The organism is Pseudomonas sp. CBZ-4 (assembly GCF_000346755.1).
Taxonomy (GTDB): domain Bacteria; phylum Pseudomonadota; class Gammaproteobacteria; order Pseudomonadales; family Pseudomonadaceae; genus Aquipseudomonas.
Genome location: NZ_ANNV01000164.1, coordinates 25880 through 43886, shown reverse-complemented (window position 1 = coordinate 43886; position 18007 = coordinate 25880). Strand labels below are relative to the sequence as shown.

Here is an 18007-nt window from a genome sequence, read left to right as displayed (position 1 = left end):
CACACCTTGTGTCGAGGGATGTATGGACGATCCAGTCAACAACAAGCCCCCTACCTTCTGGCAGATGCTCCACAGCGTCATGGCCGCCGCGTTCGGCGTGCAGAGCGGCAAGAACCGCGCCCGCGACTTTACCCACGGCAAGCCCAGCCACTTTGTGATCCTGGGCATTCTGTTCACGGCGGTATTTGCCTTGACGCTGTTCGGGATCGTCAAGCTGGTGCTGCACCTCGCCGGGATTTAACGCAGCAGCAGTTGCAGGTTGAATGGGTAGCGGTAGGACGCCGGCTTGCCCTTCGCGGACAGTGCGCGGAAGTTCACCACCGGCAGCGGCCCCAGCAACCGTTGCGCCTGGGCGCCATCGATCAGCTGGAATAACGCCGCATGACGGTCGCGCCCGCCGTGTGCGGCTAAATCCACACCTGCGGCATCATCGCTGATCAACACCATCGCCCAGCCACCCAAGGTGAAATGCCCGGCCACCAACGTGCTCAGCCGCCCGTCGAGGCGTGCCTGCAATATTTGCGGCGAACTGTTGACCGCGCTGAACAGCACGTCCTTGCCCGGTGTTCGCCCGCTGTCTTGCAGGGCCTGCATGGCGCCCAGGGCCATTTGATCGTTGGCTGACCACACCAGCGCCGTCTGTGGATAGCGCTTGAACAATTGCGTCGCTTGCTCGAAGGCCCGTGCTCGCGTCCACTCACCGTAGACCAGCTGGCGCAGGCGCACGTGCGGGTGCTGCGCCAACGCACGGTGCAAGCCCTGTTCGCGCAATTGCGCAGATGGGGTGTTCTTGACCCCGGAAAACGCCAGCAGGTCGAGGAATTGGCCAGGGGCAACCGGACCGTGCTGGCGCAGCAGGTCGGTGAGCATCAGGTAGCCCGCCTCTTCGTCGTTGGGCACCAGGCTGCCGATCCATTGCGCGGCGTTGCGCCCGTTGAGCATCTGCACCTGATCGGGGGTTGGCAGGCTGTTCACAATCAACAGCTTGACCCCGCTGCCCTGGGCCATGCGCAGAATCTGCGGCGCCACGTATTGCTCGTTCACCAGCACCAGGTACTCGGGCCGCGCAGTGCCTTGCAGCACGTCCCTGGCCTGGACCAGGTAGTTCTGGGGATCACGTTCGGAATAGCGCACACGCAAATCCAGGCCGAGGTCCTTGGCCGCGGCCTGCATGAATTGCGTATAGCTGACCCAGAAGGTTTCCGTTGACAGGCCCGGGTTGAGAAACACCACGGACGTCGCGTGAGCCACAGCCCCGTACGCCGCCCCCAACAACCACACACACGTAATCAGAACCTTCAACATCGTCATTCAAGCCTTGAGCAATGCCCGCCATGATAGTGGCAATTAGCGGCTCAATCGAGGCTCAATCAACGTCGTTTATTGGTGACTCACCCAGAACACGGCGGTGCCCACCACGAGGATGATCAGAAACAGAATGGCCCAGGCATCAACGGTACTGTCGGGTTTACGGGCTTTGGTTGAATTGCTCATCGCATCGCCTCTTATCGGTTTTATTAGGTGACTGCACGAAGACTCGACCACAGTAAAGTTCAAGATTGCCCGCATGACAAATGTGGATATTGCGATAACCGTTCTCATTAGTCGATTTGGTTATTTGCATATACTCAAACATCACTTTTGCGCATAAACGCAAACTGGTATCGTGCGCCGGCTCCGTTGGGAGTGCGCGGCCGTGCGCGCAGATTTGCCGAGAACAGGACCTATATGTACGTATACGACGAATACGATCAGCGCATCATCGAGGACCGCGTCAAGCAGTTCCGTGATCAGACCCGACGCTACCTAGCAGGTGAACTGAGCGAAGAAGAGTTCCGCCCTCTGCGCCTGCAAAATGGCCTTTATGTTCAGCGCTTTGCGCCGATGCTGCGGGTAGCCGTGCCGTATGGCCAACTGACCTCGCGTCAGATGCGCATGATGGGCAAGATTGCCCGTGACTTCGACAAAGGCTACGCGCACATCAGCACGCGCCAGAACGTACAGTTCAACTGGCCAGCGCTGGAAGACGTGCCGGATATCCTGGCTGAACTGGCAACCGTGCAGATGCACGCCATTCAGACCAGCGGTAACTGCCTGCGCAACGTGACCACCGACCAATTCGCCGGCGTTGCCGCTGACGAACTGATCGACCCGCGCCCCTGGTGTGAAATCGTCCGCCAATGGACCACCTTCCACCCGGAATTCGCCTACCTGCCGCGCAAGTTCAAGATCGCCATCAATGGCTCGACCTCGGACCGCGCCGCCATCGAAGTACACGATATCGGCCTGGAGCCGGTGTACAACGCTGCGGGCGAGCTGGGTTTCCGTGTCCTGGTGGGTGGCGGCCTGGGCCGTACGCCAGTGGTCGGCGCCTTTATCAATGAGTTCCTGCCGTGGCAGGACCTGTTGAGCTACCTCGATGCCATCCTGCGGGTCTACAACCGCTATGGCCGTCGTGACAACAAGTACAAGGCCCGGATCAAGATCCTGGTAAAAGCGCTGACGCCTGAGGTGTTTGCGCAAAAAGTCGACGCCGAGATGGAACACCTGCGCGGCGGCCAGACCACCCTGACCGAAGCCGAAGTGCATCGCGTTGCCAAGCATTTCGTCGACCCTGAATACAAGGCCCTGAGCAATCAGGACGCTGAACTGGCAGCCCTCGACCTGGAACATCCAGGTTTCGCCCGCTGGCGTGGCCGCAACACCCTGGCGCACAAGAAGCCAGGCTACGTGGCCGTGACCCTGTCGCTGAAACCGACCGGCGTTGCCCCCGGCGACATCACCGACAAGCAGCTGGACGCCGTCGCCGACCTGGCCGACCGCTACAGTTATGGCCAACTGCGCACCTCCCACGAGCAGAACATCATTCTCGCGGACGTTGAGCAAAGCCAACTGTTCACCCTGTGGGGCGAGCTGCGCGAAGGCGGTTTCGCCACGCCGAACATCGGCCTGCTGACCGACATCATCTGCTGCCCGGGCGGCGACTTCTGCTCCCTGGCCAACGCCAAGTCGATCCCGATTGCCGAATCGATCCAGCGCCGTTTCGACGACCTGGACTACCTGTTCGACATCGGCGAGCTGGACCTGAACATCTCCGGTTGCATGAACGCCTGTGGTCACCACCACGTCGGCCACATCGGCATCCTGGGCGTGGACAAGAAAGGCGAAGAATTCTACCAAGTGTCCCTGGGTGGCAGCGCCAGCCGTGATGCGAGCCTGGGCAAGATCCTCGGCCCATCGTTCGCCCAGGAAGCCATGCCTGAGGTGATCGGCAAACTGATCGATGTGTACATCGAACAGCGCACCGAAGATGAGCGTTTCATCGACACCTACCAGCGCATCGGCATCGACCTGTTCAAGGAGCGCGTCTATGCAGCGAATCATTAAGAACAACGCAGTCCTCGACGAAACCTGGCACCTGTTGCCCAAGGACGCGAGCTTCGATGGCATTTCCAACTGCGACGACCTGATCGTGCCGCTGGCCTTGTGGCGCGAGCACGGTCACGCCCTCAAGGCCCGCGATGGCGGCCTGGGTGTGTGGCTGGACGCCGATGAAGAAGCCGAAGAGATCGGTGCCGACGTGGAACATTTCCAGGTCATCGCGCTGAATTTTCCGGCCTTCACCGATGGCCGCAACTACTCCAACGCGCGCCTGCTGCGTGACCGCTATGGTTACAAAGGCGAACTGCGCGCCATTGGCGATATCCTGCGCGACCAACTGTTCTACCTGCGCCGCTGCGGGTTCGATGCCTTCGCCTTGCGCGCCGACAAAGACCCGTACGAAGCCCTGGAAAGCCTCAAGGACTTCTCGGTGACGTACCAGGCTGCAACGGATGAGCCGCTACCGCTGTTCCGCCGCCGTTAAGGTGTAGCGCATGAAAAAGCCCTGGCGTGCCAGGGCTTTTTTTATCCGCTAAGTTTGATCGACGCCAGCACCTGCTTCTGCCCCATGGAACACGGCACACCTTCCGGCTGCGCCCGCACCGCCTCGATCACCCCCAGCAACTGCGCCTTGCTGTGAGCCAATTGCGCCTGCATCTCTTCGATCTGCACCACCTTGCGCTCCAGCGCCTCGATCAACTCCTCGCGCTTATGCTCACCCGGTGCCGGCATCAACGCCTTGAGTTCCTGCAAGGTAAAGCCGGCCTGTTGCGCACTCTGGATCAGCTGCAGCGTCTGCAACGCCTCCGCCGAGTAGCGCCGATAACCATTGGACTGGCGCCCCACCTGACTGATCAGGCCTTCCGCTTCATAAAAACGGATGCGCGATGCCGCCAGTCCGCTCTGTTTTGCCAGTTCGCCAATATTCATTGCCATCGCCTGCTTGACATTAAAGTTAACTTTAAGCTTAGCCTGAGGCCTCCCCCGCTCAGGAGTCAACCCATGTCACCCTTTGAAGCCTTGCAACTGCCCAATGGCCAAGTCATCTCCAACCGCATCGCCAAGGCCGCGATGGAAGAAAACATGGCCGATGGCAATCAGGCGCCGTCCCGTGAATTGAAGCAGCTCTACAAGGCGTGGGCCGAGGGTGAACCCGGCTTGCTGATCACCGGCAACGTGATGATCGACCGTCGCGCCATGACCGGCCCCGGTGGTGTCGCGCTGGAAGACGAGCAACAGCTGGACAGTTTTCGCGAATGGGCCGATGTCGCACGGAACAAAGGCGTGCACTTCTGGGTGCAACTCAGCCATCCGGGGCGCCAGACCCCGGCCAATCTGCGCCAGCAAGCCGTGGCGCCTTCCGCCGTTGCCCTCGACCTGGGAGGTTTCTCGAAGATGTTCGCCAAACCCAAGGCCATGACCGAGGACGACATCCAGGACGTGATCCAACGCTTCGCCACCAGCGCCCGCCTGGCCGAGAAAGCCGGCTTTACCGGCGTGCAGATCCACGGCGCCCACGGCTACCTGCTGAGCCAGTTCCTTTCGCCGCTGAGCAACCAACGCACCGACCGCTGGGGTGGCCCGCTGGAAAACCGTGCGCGCCTGTTGCTGGAAGTGATCCACGCCGTACGCGCCAGCGTGAGTCCATCCTTTTGTGTGGCGGTCAAACTCAACTCGGCAGACTTCCAGCGTGGCGGTTTTGCCGAGGCTGATGCCCGCGCCGTGGTCGAGATGCTCAACCCGCTGGCCATCGACCTGCTGGAGTTGTCCGGTGGCAGCTATGAAGCGCCGGCGATGCAGGGTGAAGCGCGGGACGGGCGCACCCTGGCCCGCGAAGCGTACTTCCTGGACATGGCCACCGAACTGGCGAGCATCGCCCAGATGCCGGTGATGGTCACCGGTGGCATCCGCCGCCTGCCTATCGTGCAGCAGGTACTCGACAGCGGCATCGCCATGGCCGGGATTGCCACCGCGTTGACCCTGGAACCGCAGCTGATCAAGCACTGGCGTGAGGGCCGCGATCCCAACCCGCAACTCAAGCCGATTGACTGGAAGCGCAAGCCCCTGGCGTCCCTGGCGATCCTCGCCGTCGTGCGCTACCAGATGCATCGCCTCAGCCGCGGCCACCAGCCCAAGGCCAACGTTGCACCGTGCATGGCGCTGGTGCGCGACCAGTGGTTTATCGCCCGGCGTACCCGCCAGTACCGTGCCGCCATGACGCAATCTTCACAATAAGGGCGGAGCATTCGCCATGATCGAACTGTCCCCTATTGATCAGCAGTTTTTAACCTCACTGACGATTGGAGTTCTTCATGGCGAAAATCAACCTGGCCCAACAGCTGGCGACCACCCTTGAACAGGCGGGTATCAAGCGCATCTGGGGCCTGACCGGCGACAGCCTCAACGGCCTCACCGACGCCTTGCGCACCATGGACAGCATCGAGTGGATGCACGTGCGCCACGAGGAAGTCGCCGCATTCGCCGCCGGTGCCGAAGCCGCGGCCACCGGTGAATTGACCGTGTGCGCCGGCAGTTGCGGGCCAGGCAACCTGCATTTGATCAACGGCCTGTTCGACTGCCATCGCAACCATGTGCCGGTGCTGGCAATTGCGGCGCAGATTCCGTCCACGGAGATCGGCCTCAATTACTTTCAGGAGACCCATCCCCAGGAACTGTTCAAGGAGTGCAGCCACTTTGTCGAGCTGGTGAGCAACCCCGAGCAAATGCCGCAGGTGCTGCACCGTGCCATGCGCGCGGCGATCCTCAATCGCGGCGTGGCGGTGGTGGTGATTCCAGGGGATGTGTCGTTGCTGGAAGTGGAGAACAAACTCAAGCCCTGGCCTGCCCTGCACACCCCGCGTACCTTGCCGGCGGAACAGGATCTGCAACGCCTCACCGACATCCTTGAACACAGCCAAAAAGTCACCCTACTGTGCGGCAGCGGGTGCGCCGGTGCCCATGACCAGGTCGTTGCCCTGGCCGACGCCTTGGGCGCGCCGGTGGTGCACGCCTTGCGCGGCAAGGAACATGTGGAATGGGACAACCCGTTCGATGTGGGCATGACCGGCTTGATCGGTTTCAGTTCCGGCTACCACGCCATGCTCGACTGCGACACGCTGATCATGCTCGGCACTGACTTTCCCTACCGCCAGTTCTACCCCACTGACGCACAGATCATCCAGATCGACCGCAACCCGCAGGCATTGGGGCGTCGCGCCACGCTGGACCTGGGCATTTGCGCCGACGTGAGTGAAACCATCGCCGCCCTGCTGCCGCGCCTGACGCGCAAAACCGATCGCAGCTTTCTCGACACCTCGCTCAAGCACTACGAAAAAGCCCGCCAGGGCTTGGACGACCTTGCGCAGCCCTCAAAGGCCAACCGGCCGATCCACCCGCAGTACGTCGCACGGTTGCTCAGTGAGTTGGCGGACGATGACGCGATCTTCACCGCTGACGTGGGTTCGCCCACCGTATGGGCGGCGCGCTACCTGAAGATGAATGGCAAGCGCCGGCTGATCGGCTCGTTCAACCACGGCTCCATGGCCAACGCCATGCCCCAGGCTATCGGTGCGCAGGCGGCATTTCCCGGGCGGCAGGTGATTTCGATGTCTGGCGACGGTGGCTTTGCCATGCTGATGGGGGATTTCATCTCGTTGGCGCAGTTGAAATTGCCGGTAAAGGTCATCGTCTTCGATAACTCTTCACTGGGGTTCGTGGCCATGGAGATGAAAGCAGCGGGCTATCTGGACGCTGGCACTGAACTGAAAAACCCGGACTTTGCGGCCATGTCGAACGCCATGGGTATTTTGGGCATTCGCGTGGAGCAGTCAGAAGAGCTGGAGCCGGCGCTGCGTCGCGCGCTGGCCCATGATGGGCCCGTGTTGGTGGATGTGGTGACAGCGACTCAGGAACTGGTGATGCCACCGACGATCAAGCTGGAACAGGCCAAGGGATTCAGCCTGTATATGCTCAAGGCGGTCATGAGCGGGCGTGGCGACGAGGTCATTGAGCTGGCACGCACCAACTGGCTCCGCTAAATCCCATGGGTGAGTGGGCTTGGCAGTGGACTCGGATGCCAGGCCTGCCACACATCCAAATGTGGGAGCGGGCTTGCCCGCGATGGCGGTGTGTCAGTCAAAGTCACCTTCACTGATCTACCGCAATCGCGGGCAAGCCCGCTCCCACATTTTGATCTCATTACCAAGTCAGGCTTTTTGCTTGGCAACCCACTGGCCATAGGCATCAATAAACGCCTGCAAGAACGGCCGGGTCTTTTCCGATAGCTTGCCAGCCTCGTCAAACACACTCCCCGCACCGCCCAGGTAGGCTTCCGGCTGCTGCATGCACGGCACATCGAGGAACACCAGGGACTGGCGCAGATGATGGTTGGCACCAAAGCCACCGATGGCGCCCGGCGACACGCTGATGATCGCGCCCGGCTTGCCGCTCCAGGCACTTTTGCCATACGGGCGCGAGCCCACATCAATCGCATTCTTCAGCGGTGCCGGCACGGAGCGGTTGTATTCCGGGGTCACGAACAACACCGCGTCGGATGAACTCACCTGTTGACGGAAACTACTGTAGGCTGCCGGCGGTGTCGCGCCGTCAATGTCTTCGTTGTAGAGCGGCAAGTCGCCAATTTCGACGATGTTCAACGTGAGGTTGGCAGGGGCCAGTGCGGCCAAGGCCAGGGCGACCTTGCGGTTGATCGACTCTTTTCTCAAGCTGCCAACCAGGACGGCAATCGTGTAGACCTTGCTCATGGAGGTTTTCCCGACGTCTAACTAAAGGAACTTGTAGTTATAGAGTCTTCGCGGCACGTTCACCAGAAGGTTTTGAGAATCCCCCAAGTGCCTTGCCTTGTAGGAATAGCCTTAAAACGACAGCGAATAGTATTTTTTTCACGTAGGTAAACTACACCGCTCCATGACGGTCTACAGAACCGCAAATGAGTGATTATCTCCAGAGGTTCTAAACAGATGGCAGCAGTACTAGTCGGACAGTTTCATGCCAGAGACGCAGAGGGACGTGTGTATTCGGTGCATGAGTTCCAGGAATCCAACCCGGCGCAAGGCGATGTGGCTGGCTCGGCGCCTACCACCACCTACAAGCTGGCCATTGGCGACCGTGTAGAAAAGCTGGAAGGCGATGAATTCAAATTGATTCAGTCGGGCATCATCATTGTGCGCGAATCGGAAACGACCCTCGCTTCATAAGACCGCGCCCTGTCTACCCGCTCAGTCCTGGCCATGCACGGCGTTGACTGGGCCGGGGTGATCACGGGCGACGGATCTGCGTGACCTCTATCCCCTGCTCACCCTCCACCTCCTTCAGCGCCACCAGCACCTTCCCCCGCTCGCCCTCTACGGCATACAGCGAACGCTTGTAGCCCGCCGCGTTATTGCTGGGGTGCGCGACCACTTGCCTGACCAGCGCAATGTCCAGCACCGCCCCCACCTGCTCGGTCACCTGCCCCTGTGAGCGGACAAACGCTTCCAGTGCCAGATTGTCCGGCGTGGTGTTGTCATTAAGGTCGAAGAGATAAGCAGCCACACACCCCACGGTCACCAGAACCAGGAGTTGCTTGGCCGTTACCCCGAAGAATGTCGAGGGTAGAGGCATATGGGACCAGACCTGTTTTTGTTGTAAGTGCCGGGAGCCGGCTTTGGTCGTTGTTGATCAGCGCAGCCATTCTATTGAATCCCCGGCGCGCTGCACATAGACTCCGCCGATGCGTTTACGTCATATCGAAGTGATTCAGGCCATCTTGCAGACCGGACACCTCGGCACGGCCGCCGAATGGTTGCAACTCCCCGTGGGCGATGTGGATGCCGCGCTCAAGGACGCCGAGCAACAATTGGGCTTCATGCTGTTCGCCAGCGTGCGCGGGCGCTTGCAGGCCACGCGCGAAACCCTGGAGCTGCAAGCCAGCATCGCCCAGGTGTACGAGGCGCTGGAACCGGTGCAACGCCTGGCCAGCCGCTTGAAACACCATCATGCCCCGCCCCTGCGCGCCTTGTGCACCCCGCCGCTGGCCAATCAACTGCTGCCGCAAAGCATTGCAGTGCTGCGCCGACGCTTCCAGGACACCCCGTGCAACCTGTCCAGCCAACCAACCCGTGAAATTGTCAGAAGCCTGTTGCTGCACGAAGCCGAGGTCGGCCTGAGCCTGCATGACCCGGAACACGCACAAATCCAGAGTACGGTGCTGGCCCAGGGCAAGCTGCAATTGCTCGCGCCCCACGGCTGGCTCAAGCCCAAGCAGAAGTACATCGCGCTGGCCGACCTGGCCGGGCAGGCGATGATCGGCCTGGAGGGCCAGGACCCGCTGAGCCGCCTGCTGGACGCCAAGCTGCAAGCCTTGCGCCCACTGCCGGTGGTGCAGACACGCGTGCAGACCTACCAGATGATGCGCAGCATGGTCGAAGCCGGCGAAGGCCTGGCGATCGTCGATCCGTTCACGGCTTTCGGCGCACGGGATGCCGGGCTGGATGCGTGCCCGCTGTCACCGCCGATCATGGTCAACCTCTATGCGCTGACCCTCAAGGACGGCGCAACCTCTCCAGCACTGAACGCGTTGCTGGAGATTGTCACGCAGAAGGCGCAAGACCTGTTGGCGGGCTAAGGCTTGGCGACTTCGCTCTTGAACAGCCGATACCAGAAAATCGCCACCTCACGGGTCTGCGGGTCGATGCCGCGATAGCGCAGGTGGTCGATACCGCCCATCACGTAGCCGCAACGCTCGTACAGGCGGCAGGCGCCGAGGTTGTTGTTCTGGGTTTCGAGCATCATGCCCGGCAGGTTTTTCTTGCGACTCCAGAATTGCGCCACGTCCAGCAGCGCCTTGGCCACACCATGACGCCGTGCGGGCAAGGCCACCGCCAGCTCATCGACGTGGGCAAAACCATTCCAGTTGGTGCTGACCACGATGTGGCCCACCGCCTGGTCGTCGAGGTAGGCCATGAAGACTGCGCTGTCGGGCGCGTCGCGGAAACTGGCGAACTCTTCCGGGTCAATCCCATAACACTTGCGGTACGGCAGGATGCGCTCCAAAGGCCATTGATCGACCCGCACACCCATCTCCGGTACAGCATAGGCGCTGACCTCAAAACTGAAGTCATTGCCCCACACGTAGGCATCGAAGCCCTCGTCGGCGACCCGCACACTGAGCCCTGGATACTTCGGGTTCATTACAGCTTGCATAAACATCCTTAACCCTTGATGCAATCGACGGTGTAACAACGACCACTGCCGTCGTCTTCGTGTTGCAACCCGTGAACATCCGCGACAAAGCCGGGGAAGCTGCTATCGAACGTACGGGCAAATGCCAGGTAGTCGATGATCGAGCGTGTCGACTCGGTAAAGCGCTCCCCTGGCATGATCAGCGGAATGCCCGGCGGATAAGGCACCAGCATCACCGCTGCGATGCGTCCTGGCAAGGCATCGATGGAAACCGCCTCCACTTCGCCCCTCACCAGTTGGTCATAGGCATCCGCCGGTTTCATCGCGATTTCCGGCAACACGGTGTACATGCGCTTGAGGTGTTTGGCCGTGGCGTTGCTGCGATAGCAGCTGTGCAATTGGTCGCACAGGTCGCGCAACCCCAGGCCCTGATAGCGCACGGTGCCTTGGGCATAGACCGAGGGCAAGCAACTGGCGAGGCTGATATTGGCGTCGTAGCTGCGTTTGAATTCAAGCAGCTCGGTGAGCAAGGTACTCCACTTGCCTTTGGTGATGCCCATGGAAAACAGCACAAGAAAGGAATACAGCCCGGTTTTCTCCACCACCAGCCCGCGCTCCCAGAGGAACTTGCTGACCACCGCTGCCGGAATCCCGCAATCGCTCAGCGCTCCGCCAGCATTCAGGCCGGGCATCACCAGCGTGACCTTGATCGGGTCCAGCAGGACGTAGTCCTCGGCCACGTCACCAAAGCCGTGCCAATCATCCTCGGGGTGCAACAACCAGTCGGCCGTCGCCACGCGGTCGATGCCGGCGACAGAGGGCGGCTGCCAGATGGAGAACCACCAGTCTTCGGCAGCGATATGCTGGCGCAGGTTGGCCAGGGCGCGGCGAAAACTCAGGGCCTCGTCGAACATTTCCTGCAACAGCGAGCGCCCGGCCGGGCCTTCCATCATGGCCGAGGCCACGTCGAGCGAGGCGATGATGCTGTACTGCGGCGAGGTGGAGATATGCATCATGAACGCTTCGTTGAAACGGTCGCGGTCCAGTTGGCGCGCGCCACCGTCCTGCACGTGGATCATCGAGGCCTGGCTGAACGCGGCCAGCAGCTTGTGCGTGGAATGCGTGGTGAACACCAGCGGGCTATCCGGCGTGCGCGAGGTGCCCATGCCGTAGCGCCCGGCGAAGAACTCGTGAAACGCCGCGTAGGCATACCAGGCTTCGTCAAAGTGCAGCACCTCGACACTGTTGCCCAATTGCTGCTTGATCAGTTCGGCGTTGTAGCACAGCCCGTCGTAGGTGGAATTGGTCACCACCGCCATCTTCACCTTCGGCGGCCGGCCACGGGTCAATGGGCTGGCGTCGATCTTGGCGCGAATCGACTCGGGGCTGAATTCACTCAATGGAATCGGGCCGATGATTCCCAGTTCGTTGCGCTCCGGGCACAGGTACAGCGGGATCGCGCCGGTCATGATGATCGAATGCAGCACCGACTTGTGGCAGTTGCGGTCCACCAGCACCAGGTCGTCGCGCCCGACCATGGAGTGCCAGACGATCTTGTTCGCGGTAGACGTGCCGTTGATCACGAAGAACGTATGGTCGGCACCGAAGTTGCGCGCGGCGCGGGCTTCCGCTTCGGCCAGCGGGCCGGTGTGGTCCAGCAGCGAACCCAGCTCCGGCACGGACACCGACAAGTCCGAACGCAAGGTGTTTTCCCCGAAGAACTGATGAAACGCCTGTCCCACCGGGCTCTTGCGATAGGCCACGCCGCCGCCATGGCCGGGGGTGTGCCAGGAATAGTTGGAGTCGGCGGTGTGTTGCACCAGCGCCTTGAAGAATGGCGGCAGCAGGCCATCCAGGTACGTGCGGGCGGCGCGGGCCACTTGGCGGGCGAGAAACGGTACGGTGTCTTCGAACAGATAGAGAATGCCGCGCAGTTGGTTGAGCTCGCTCATGGCATCGGCTGGCGCGTTTTCCAGGGTGACTTGCTCACCCAGGGCGAAGATCGGCAGGTTGGGCGCCCGCAGCCGCGCGAGGCGGATCAGCTCGACCATGTTTTGCAGCAGGTGGGTATTCTCGCCGGCGCCTTCGGCGGCGATCAGCATGCACGCCAAACCATGATGGGTGGACGCCACCAGCCGGCCTTCGGCGTAGTCCACGGCGGAAAAAATACTGAAGCCTTCTTGTTCCAACTCTCGGGCGATGCCGCGAACCCGGTCACCGGCGACGGTGTCGGCCTTGATGTCACGATGCACGATAAGCACTGGGAACTTCAGGTCTTTGTACATGAGTGCTTGCAGTCCTGAGGGCTATGCACTCAAGGGTAGAAGCTGGGGGGCGATGACGCGAATGAAGATTTTGAAAGCACTGCCATTCCACTGTAGGAACAGGCTTGTGTGGGAGCCAGCTTGCCTGCGATGCAGGCACCTCGGTCTTTCAGTGACACCTCAGTGAGGCTATCGCAGGCAAGCCAGCTCCCACATTTTGGATGGCATTCAGCCTGGCCTTACTGTTCGGTCAACTGAGTCCACAGTGCCGGCGCACCCGCCGACTTGGCGATCGCTTCCAGCCGCTGCGCATGCTCGAGCAAATCCTGCTCACTGGCACGGATGATGGTGATGGGCTTGCGATCCGCCGACAGGCGACGGATTTCCGAAGGGCGGTTACCCGAGCCTTCCGCCGAGCCGCTGCCGTCCGAGGCGTTACCGGCCAGGGACAGGCTGGTCTGCCCGCCGGTCATGGTCAGGTAGACGTCGGCAAGAATCTCGGAGTCGAGCAAGGCGCCGTGGAGTTCACGGCCGGAGTTGTCGACGCCATACCGTTTGCACAACGCATCGAGGCTGTTGCGCTGACCCGGGTGGCGCTCACGGGCCATCATCAGGGTATCGAGGATCGAGCAGTGCTTGGAAATGTCCGCGCGATCCGTCGCCCCCATCAGGGCAAATTCGTTATTGATAAAGCCGACGTCGAACGCCGCGTTATGGATGATCAGCTGGGCGCCGTTGATGAACTCGAAAAACTCATCGGCCACTTCGGCAAAGCGCGGCTTGCCTTTGAGGAATTCGTCGGTGATGCCGTGGACGCCAATCGCGCCTTCGTCACTGTCGCGATCAGGTTGCAGGTAGACGTGGAAGTGACGGCCGGTGAGGCGCCGCCCCATCAGTTCGACACAGCCGATTTCAATGATCCGGTGGCCATCGGTCACCGGCATGCCGGTGGTTTCGGTATCGAGTACTACGGATCGGATGGCCATCAGGGTTCAGCTCTCAACGGGTGGTGTATTTCAAAGGCCGGGATATTAGCACGTCATGCCCCAAGCAGCCCAAGGCTGGCCCAGGGCCTTGGCTTTTCGACAGTTTCTTACACTCTTTTGCAAAGCCGCCGCAGTTTGTCCGAGGCGCCCTTGCTAGCCTGCACGCCCCAGCCAGTCACGGATCACCGTAACCCATGAACCTTGCAAAAGCCCTATGCGCCCTGCTGCTGATGGGCAGCGCCTGCACGGCACACGCCACCAGTTTCGTCATGACCAGCGACTTTCTGGTCAGCCTGTCCATGAGTGCCACCAAGGGCACCAGCTCTTCATTCAAGGATGACAAGATTGTGCAGGCCGCCAGGGATGACGCCGAAGCCTTCGTCGCCAGCGATGGCGCGATCCGTGGTGTGCGCCTGGAGTCGGCGCTGGTGCACGTGCGTGAACGCCTGCCCGGGCAAACCTACAGTGATATGCAATTGGCCCAGGCCATCGCCGCGCTGTAGGCGTCAGCTCTGCTTGTAACCGCGCACTTCGTCCACACCCCGGTTGGCCAACTGGTCGGCGCGTTCGTTGCCAGGATGGCCGATGTGCCCGCGCACCCATTTCCAGGTGATGTCATGGCGATTGCACTGCTCGTCGAGCAGTTGCCACAGGTCGGCATTTTTGACCGGTTCCTTGGCGGCAGTCTTCCAGCCACGCTTCTTCCAGTTGACCATCCACTCGTTGATGCCCTTCATCACGTACTGCGAGTCGGTCACCAGCAGTACATTGCAGCGGCGCTTGAGCTCTTCCAGGCCACGAATCGCGCCCATCAGCTCCATGCGGTTGTTGGTGGTGTTGGCTTCGCCGCCCCACAGCTCCTTCTCCACGCCCTTGCACACCAGCAACGCGCCCCAGCCGCCAGGGCCCGGGTTGCCCTTGCAGGCGCCATCGGTGAAGAGTTCTACGGTATCGGTCATCGGTTACTCGGTTCGAAATCAAAAAGAAGTTTTACGGTTCGCTTTGCTTGCGGTTGACCTTGGCCATCGGCATCGGCACGAGCTTGCCCATGGGTTCGCGCCGCAGCTGGCGCACGGGCCGCAGGCCCACCACGATCTTGCGCGCCACCAATAAATAGAAGCCGCCACCGGACAGCTGCCAGGCGCCCGCGCGGCGTTCCCAGCCGGCCAGGCGGGCCTGCCACTTGGTCGAGGCAAGCGGCGGACGATAGCACCCGAAGCGGCGTTTCTCCAGCGCGAAGCCCAGCAGGTTCAGCCAGTCACCCACCCGTGACGGCGAGATACAGCGCGCCTGGCGCAGGCCGTCGTGGGCGAACACATGGCGCAGGCCCCAACTGCTCCAGGGGTTGATGCCGACAATCAGCAAGTGCCCACCCGGGCGCACGCTGCTCGCCGCTTCACGCAGCAGGCCGTGGGGCGACAGGCAGAAATCCAGGCCATGCTGCAACACCACCACATCGGCGGCGTGCTCGCTCAACGGCCACGCCTGTTCCTCGCAGACGATCTCCACCCCCGGCAGCGGCGCGCCGAGGCGCACATTGCGTTGCACCTGCGGTGCGGACGGCGGGGTCTGGGCCGAGGGGCCGTAATGCACGAGATAGCCACCAAAGAACCGGCCCAGCTCGTCTTCGAGCATGCGCCGCTCTTCATCCAGCAAAAATTGCCCGATCGGCCCCGACAGCCATTCGCGGGCGGCGCTGATCAGGGCCAGCCACTCAGGATCGGCCTGGGCGAACGCTTTATCAGTCATTGCATTCTCCAACTCGCCTAGACGTTCTAAGATGCACCAATGTGTTCAGCTTGGCGAATCGAAGAATGATACAGATCAGTGCCCTGCCCGCCTTCACCGATAACTACATCTGGTTGTTACAAGACCCTCGGACCCAGCGCTGCGCCGTGGTCGATCCTGGCGATGCCGCGCCTGTGCTGGCCTGGCTCGAACAGAACCCCGGCTGGACCCTCAGCGACATCCTGATCACCCACCATCACCATGATCATGTCGGCGGTGTCGAGCAACTGAAAAGTGTTACAGGCGCCAAGGTCTACGGCCCGGCGAACGAAAAAATCCCGGCGCGGGACGTCGCCCTCGACGACAACGACCGCATCACTGTGCTGGGCTGGGACTTCGACGTTTATAGCGTGCCAGGACACACCCTGGGCCATATCGCCTTCTACCACCAAGGCGTACTGTTCTCTGGCGACACCTTGTTCGCCGCCGGCTGTGGGCGCCTGTTCGAAGGGACACCGGAGCAGATGCACGCCTCCCTTGAGCATCTGGCGTCTCTGCCTGCCGACACCTTGGTGTACTGCACCCACGAATACACACAAAGCAACCTCAAGTTTGCCCAGGCGGTGGAACCGCACAACACCGACATCGCCGAACGGGTGGAAAACGTCCGCCAGCTGCGGGCCCGCGGCGAGATGACGCTGCCGTCCAACCTGGCCCTGGAGAAGCGTACCAACCCCTTCCTGCGCACCTCTGAAACATCCGTTAAACAAAAAGCGGACGAACGGAATGGCCGCGACAACCGCTCTGGGGCCGAGGTGTTTGCTAGCTTGAGGGCATGGAAAGATAAGTTCTAAGGCAACGCAATCTGATACGTAATTTCTGAATGGTTGACCGGAACCAAAGCGCTTTCTAGAATCGCCCGACATTTTTGCCCGGAACTTACTTCCAGCCAATGTCGTCATCTATTCGTAAATCCATCTCTTCAGACGCATTGACCCGCCTGGCTCAAGCCGTGGCGGTGGCTGTGTCCGCGACTCTGGCGGGCTGCCAATCGACAAATTACGCTGCACAATCCACCGTGCAACCCAAACCGAATCTTGCTGCCAAGATCAAGCAAAAACCCGTTATCTGGCTCTCAGAGAAGCCTGCCCCGGAAGTGCCCCAGGATGTCTGGGAACGCATGCGCCGGGGCTTTCAATTGCAGGACGGCGTCGGCGTCAACCCGCGCATCGAGCAACAGCGCCTGTGGTTCGCCAGCAACCCGTCCTTCCTGGAGAACGCCGGCGAACGCGGCAGCCTCTACATTCACTACATCGTCGAACGCCTTGAAGAACGCAACATGCCCCTGGAGCTGGCGCTGCTGCCAGTGATCGAAAGCGCCTACAACCCAATGGCCTATTCGCGCAGCGATGCGGTCGGCTTGTGGCAATTCATCCCCTCCACCGGGCGCTACTTCAACCTGCGCCAGACCCGTGCCTACGACGGTCGTCGCGATATCACCGCCTCCACCACCGCTGCCCTGGACTATCTGACCCGTCTGCACGATATGTTCAACGGCGACTGGTTGCTGGCCCTTGCCGCGTATAACGCCGGCGAAGGCACGGTGAGCCGGGCCATCGAGCGCAACGAAAAGCTCGGCCTGCCCACCGACTACTGGAACCTGCCGCTGCCCCAGGAAACCAAGGACTACGTGCCCAAGTTCCTGGCGCTGTCCCAGGTGGTGCTGGCGCCCGAAGCCTACGGCGTGAACCTGAACCCGATTGCCAACCAGCCGTACTTCGAAGTGGTTGAAGTCAAGCAAAGCATGGACCTGTCCCGGGTCGCCGCGCTGGCCGAGATCGACGAAGACGAACTGTTCCAGCTCAACCCGGCCCTGAAGCAACGCACCACCCTGGATGGCCCCCAGCACCTGCTGGTACCAACCTCCAAGGCGCAATTGCTGACCAGCACCCTTTCGACGATGAAGCCGGAAGAGCTGCTGAGCATGCGCCCGAAAAAGCCGGTGTTCGACGAAGTTGAAACCAAGGCCGTTGCCGGGCGCAGCCGCAGCTACAAGGTGCGCAGTGGCGACAACCTGACGCTGATCGCCAAGGCCAACAAGGTCGATGTGCATGACCTGCAACGCTGGAACAAGCTCAATGGCCAGCAGCTCAAGGTCGGCCAGACCCTGGTGATGCAGGACACGCGCAAGCTCGCGGCCAGCAAGAAACCCGTGCAATACAAGGTGCAGAAAGGCGACTCGCTGTACATCGTCGCCAAGCGTTTCAACGTCGAGATGCAACATCTCAAGCGCTGGAACCCGCGTACTGGCCAGGCCTTGAAGCCTGGGCAGATGCTGGTGGTTTCCGGGCCGCGTTAAACCTGCCTACTGACTCTGTGAACGCTGACTTGTGTGGGAGCTGGCTTGCCTGCGATGGCATCGACTCGGTGCTTCAGATATACCGAGGTGAAGCCATCGCAGGCAAG

Annotated in this window: 19 protein-coding genes; 10 read left to right on the top strand and 9 right to left on the bottom strand. The window is 61.2% G+C overall.

The features are described from left to right. Nucleotides 1-22: 22 nt before the first annotated feature. Nucleotides 23-241 carry a DUF2970 domain-containing protein gene (locus B348_RS0124060; protein ID WP_017738587.1) on the top strand — a complete coding sequence of 73 codons (219 nt, stop codon included), beginning with the start codon at nucleotides 23-25 and terminating at the stop codon, nucleotides 239-241. Here B348_RS0124060 and B348_RS0124055 read toward each other — a convergent pair. Then, the gene (locus B348_RS0124055; RefSeq protein WP_017738586.1) at nucleotides 238-1305 is read right to left on the bottom strand and encodes an ABC transporter substrate-binding protein; all 1068 of its coding nucleotides are present in this window, start codon (nucleotides 1303-1305) and stop codon (nucleotides 238-240) included. The genes B348_RS0124060 and B348_RS0124055 overlap by 4 nt on opposite strands. Nucleotides 1306-1728: 423 nt before the next feature. Between B348_RS0124055 and B348_RS0124045 the strand changes: the two genes are divergently transcribed. Continuing rightward, on the top strand, nucleotides 1729-3387 hold the full coding sequence (locus tag B348_RS0124045) for a nitrite/sulfite reductase (protein ID WP_017738585.1): 1659 nt from the start codon (nucleotides 1729-1731) through the stop codon (nucleotides 3385-3387). Further along, nucleotides 3371-3865 (top strand): DUF934 domain-containing protein, encoded by a 495-nt coding sequence (locus tag B348_RS0124040; RefSeq protein WP_017738584.1) that lies wholly within the window; start codon nucleotides 3371-3373, stop codon nucleotides 3863-3865. The genes B348_RS0124045 and B348_RS0124040 overlap by 17 nt, the downstream gene beginning before the upstream one ends. Nucleotides 3866-3906: 41 nt before the next feature. Here B348_RS0124040 and B348_RS0124035 read toward each other — a convergent pair whose 3' ends face one another. Beyond that, complete coding sequence (locus B348_RS0124035; protein WP_017738583.1) at nucleotides 3907-4311, bottom strand: MerR family transcriptional regulator; 405 nt, start codon at nucleotides 4309-4311, stop codon at nucleotides 3907-3909. A 72-nt stretch (nucleotides 4312-4383) separates the two neighbouring features. Between B348_RS0124035 and B348_RS0124030 the strand changes: the two genes are divergently transcribed. Both B348_RS0124030 and poxB read left to right on the top strand, forming a co-directional pair. Further along, nucleotides 4384-5616 (top strand): NADH:flavin oxidoreductase/NADH oxidase family protein, encoded by a 1233-nt coding sequence (locus tag B348_RS0124030; protein WP_017738582.1) that lies wholly within the window; start codon nucleotides 4384-4386, stop codon nucleotides 5614-5616. A 77-nt stretch (nucleotides 5617-5693) separates the two neighbouring features. Next, nucleotides 5694-7418 carry a ubiquinone-dependent pyruvate dehydrogenase gene (gene poxB / locus B348_RS0124025; protein WP_017738581.1) on the top strand — a complete coding sequence of 575 codons (1725 nt, stop codon included), beginning with the start codon at nucleotides 5694-5696 and terminating at the stop codon, nucleotides 7416-7418. 168 nt (nucleotides 7419-7586) lie between these two features. On the opposite strand, the gene B348_RS0124020 is transcribed toward poxB, so the two are convergent. Beyond that, on the bottom strand, nucleotides 7587-8144 hold the full coding sequence (locus B348_RS0124020; protein ID WP_017738580.1) for an NADPH-dependent FMN reductase: 558 nt from the start codon (nucleotides 8142-8144) through the stop codon (nucleotides 7587-7589). Nucleotides 8145-8360: 216 nt separating this feature from the next. On the opposite strand from B348_RS0124020, the gene B348_RS0124015 reads away from it, so the two are divergent. Then, complete coding sequence (locus B348_RS0124015; RefSeq protein ID WP_026137022.1) at nucleotides 8361-8597, top strand: hypothetical protein; 237 nt, start codon at nucleotides 8361-8363, stop codon at nucleotides 8595-8597. Between the two features lie 61 nt (nucleotides 8598-8658). On the opposite strand, the gene B348_RS0124010 is transcribed toward B348_RS0124015, so the two are convergent. Next, complete coding sequence (locus tag B348_RS0124010; RefSeq protein WP_017738578.1) at nucleotides 8659-9003, bottom strand: hypothetical protein; 345 nt, start codon at nucleotides 9001-9003, stop codon at nucleotides 8659-8661. Nucleotides 9004-9112: 109 nt separating this feature from the next. On the opposite strand from B348_RS0124010, the gene B348_RS0124005 reads away from it, so the two are divergent. Continuing rightward, complete coding sequence (locus B348_RS0124005; protein WP_017738577.1) at nucleotides 9113-10006, top strand: LysR substrate-binding domain-containing protein; 894 nt, start codon at nucleotides 9113-9115, stop codon at nucleotides 10004-10006. On the opposite strand, the gene B348_RS0124000 is transcribed toward B348_RS0124005, so the two are convergent. The 3 genes from B348_RS0124000 to dnaQ form a co-directional block, all read right to left on the bottom strand. Further along, nucleotides 10003-10584, bottom strand: coding sequence for a GNAT family N-acetyltransferase (locus B348_RS0124000; protein ID WP_081609281.1), 582 nt, complete (start codon nucleotides 10582-10584; stop codon nucleotides 10003-10005). The two genes, B348_RS0124005 and B348_RS0124000, sit on opposite strands and share 4 nt — an antisense overlap. A gap of 8 nt (nucleotides 10585-10592) precedes the next feature. Next, nucleotides 10593-12848 (bottom strand): Orn/Lys/Arg decarboxylase N-terminal domain-containing protein, encoded by a 2256-nt coding sequence (locus B348_RS0123995; protein ID WP_017738575.1) that lies wholly within the window; start codon nucleotides 12846-12848, stop codon nucleotides 10593-10595. Between the two features lie 218 nt (nucleotides 12849-13066). After that, on the bottom strand, nucleotides 13067-13807 hold the full coding sequence (dnaQ, locus tag B348_RS0123990; RefSeq protein WP_370695320.1) for a DNA polymerase III subunit epsilon: 741 nt from the start codon (nucleotides 13805-13807) through the stop codon (nucleotides 13067-13069). A 200-nt stretch (nucleotides 13808-14007) separates the two neighbouring features. Here dnaQ and B348_RS0123985 point away from each other — a divergent pair, with 200 nt between their 5' ends. Continuing rightward, nucleotides 14008-14316 (top strand): DUF2388 domain-containing protein, encoded by a 309-nt coding sequence (locus tag B348_RS0123985; RefSeq protein ID WP_017738573.1) that lies wholly within the window; start codon nucleotides 14008-14010, stop codon nucleotides 14314-14316. A gap of 3 nt (nucleotides 14317-14319) precedes the next feature. Here B348_RS0123985 and rnhA read toward each other — a convergent pair whose 3' ends face one another. Both rnhA and B348_RS0123975 read right to left on the bottom strand, forming a co-directional pair. Then, nucleotides 14320-14772 carry a ribonuclease HI gene (gene rnhA / locus B348_RS0123980; protein ID WP_017738572.1) on the bottom strand — a complete coding sequence of 151 codons (453 nt, stop codon included), beginning with the start codon at nucleotides 14770-14772 and terminating at the stop codon, nucleotides 14320-14322. A 31-nt stretch (nucleotides 14773-14803) separates the two neighbouring features. Continuing rightward, entirely contained in the window at nucleotides 14804-15562 is a 759-nt protein-coding gene (locus B348_RS0123975) for a class I SAM-dependent methyltransferase (RefSeq protein ID WP_017738571.1), read from the bottom strand. A 65-nt stretch (nucleotides 15563-15627) separates the two neighbouring features. Between B348_RS0123975 and gloB the strand changes: the two genes are divergently transcribed. Further along, nucleotides 15628-16395, top strand: coding sequence for a hydroxyacylglutathione hydrolase (gene gloB / locus B348_RS0123970; RefSeq protein WP_017738570.1), 768 nt, complete (start codon nucleotides 15628-15630; stop codon nucleotides 16393-16395). A 98-nt stretch (nucleotides 16396-16493) separates the two neighbouring features. Then, nucleotides 16494-17900, top strand: a complete 1407-nt coding sequence (locus tag B348_RS0123965) for a transglycosylase SLT domain-containing protein (RefSeq protein ID WP_026137021.1) — start codon at nucleotides 16494-16496, stop codon at nucleotides 17898-17900. Nucleotides 17901-18007 lie beyond the last annotated feature (107 nt).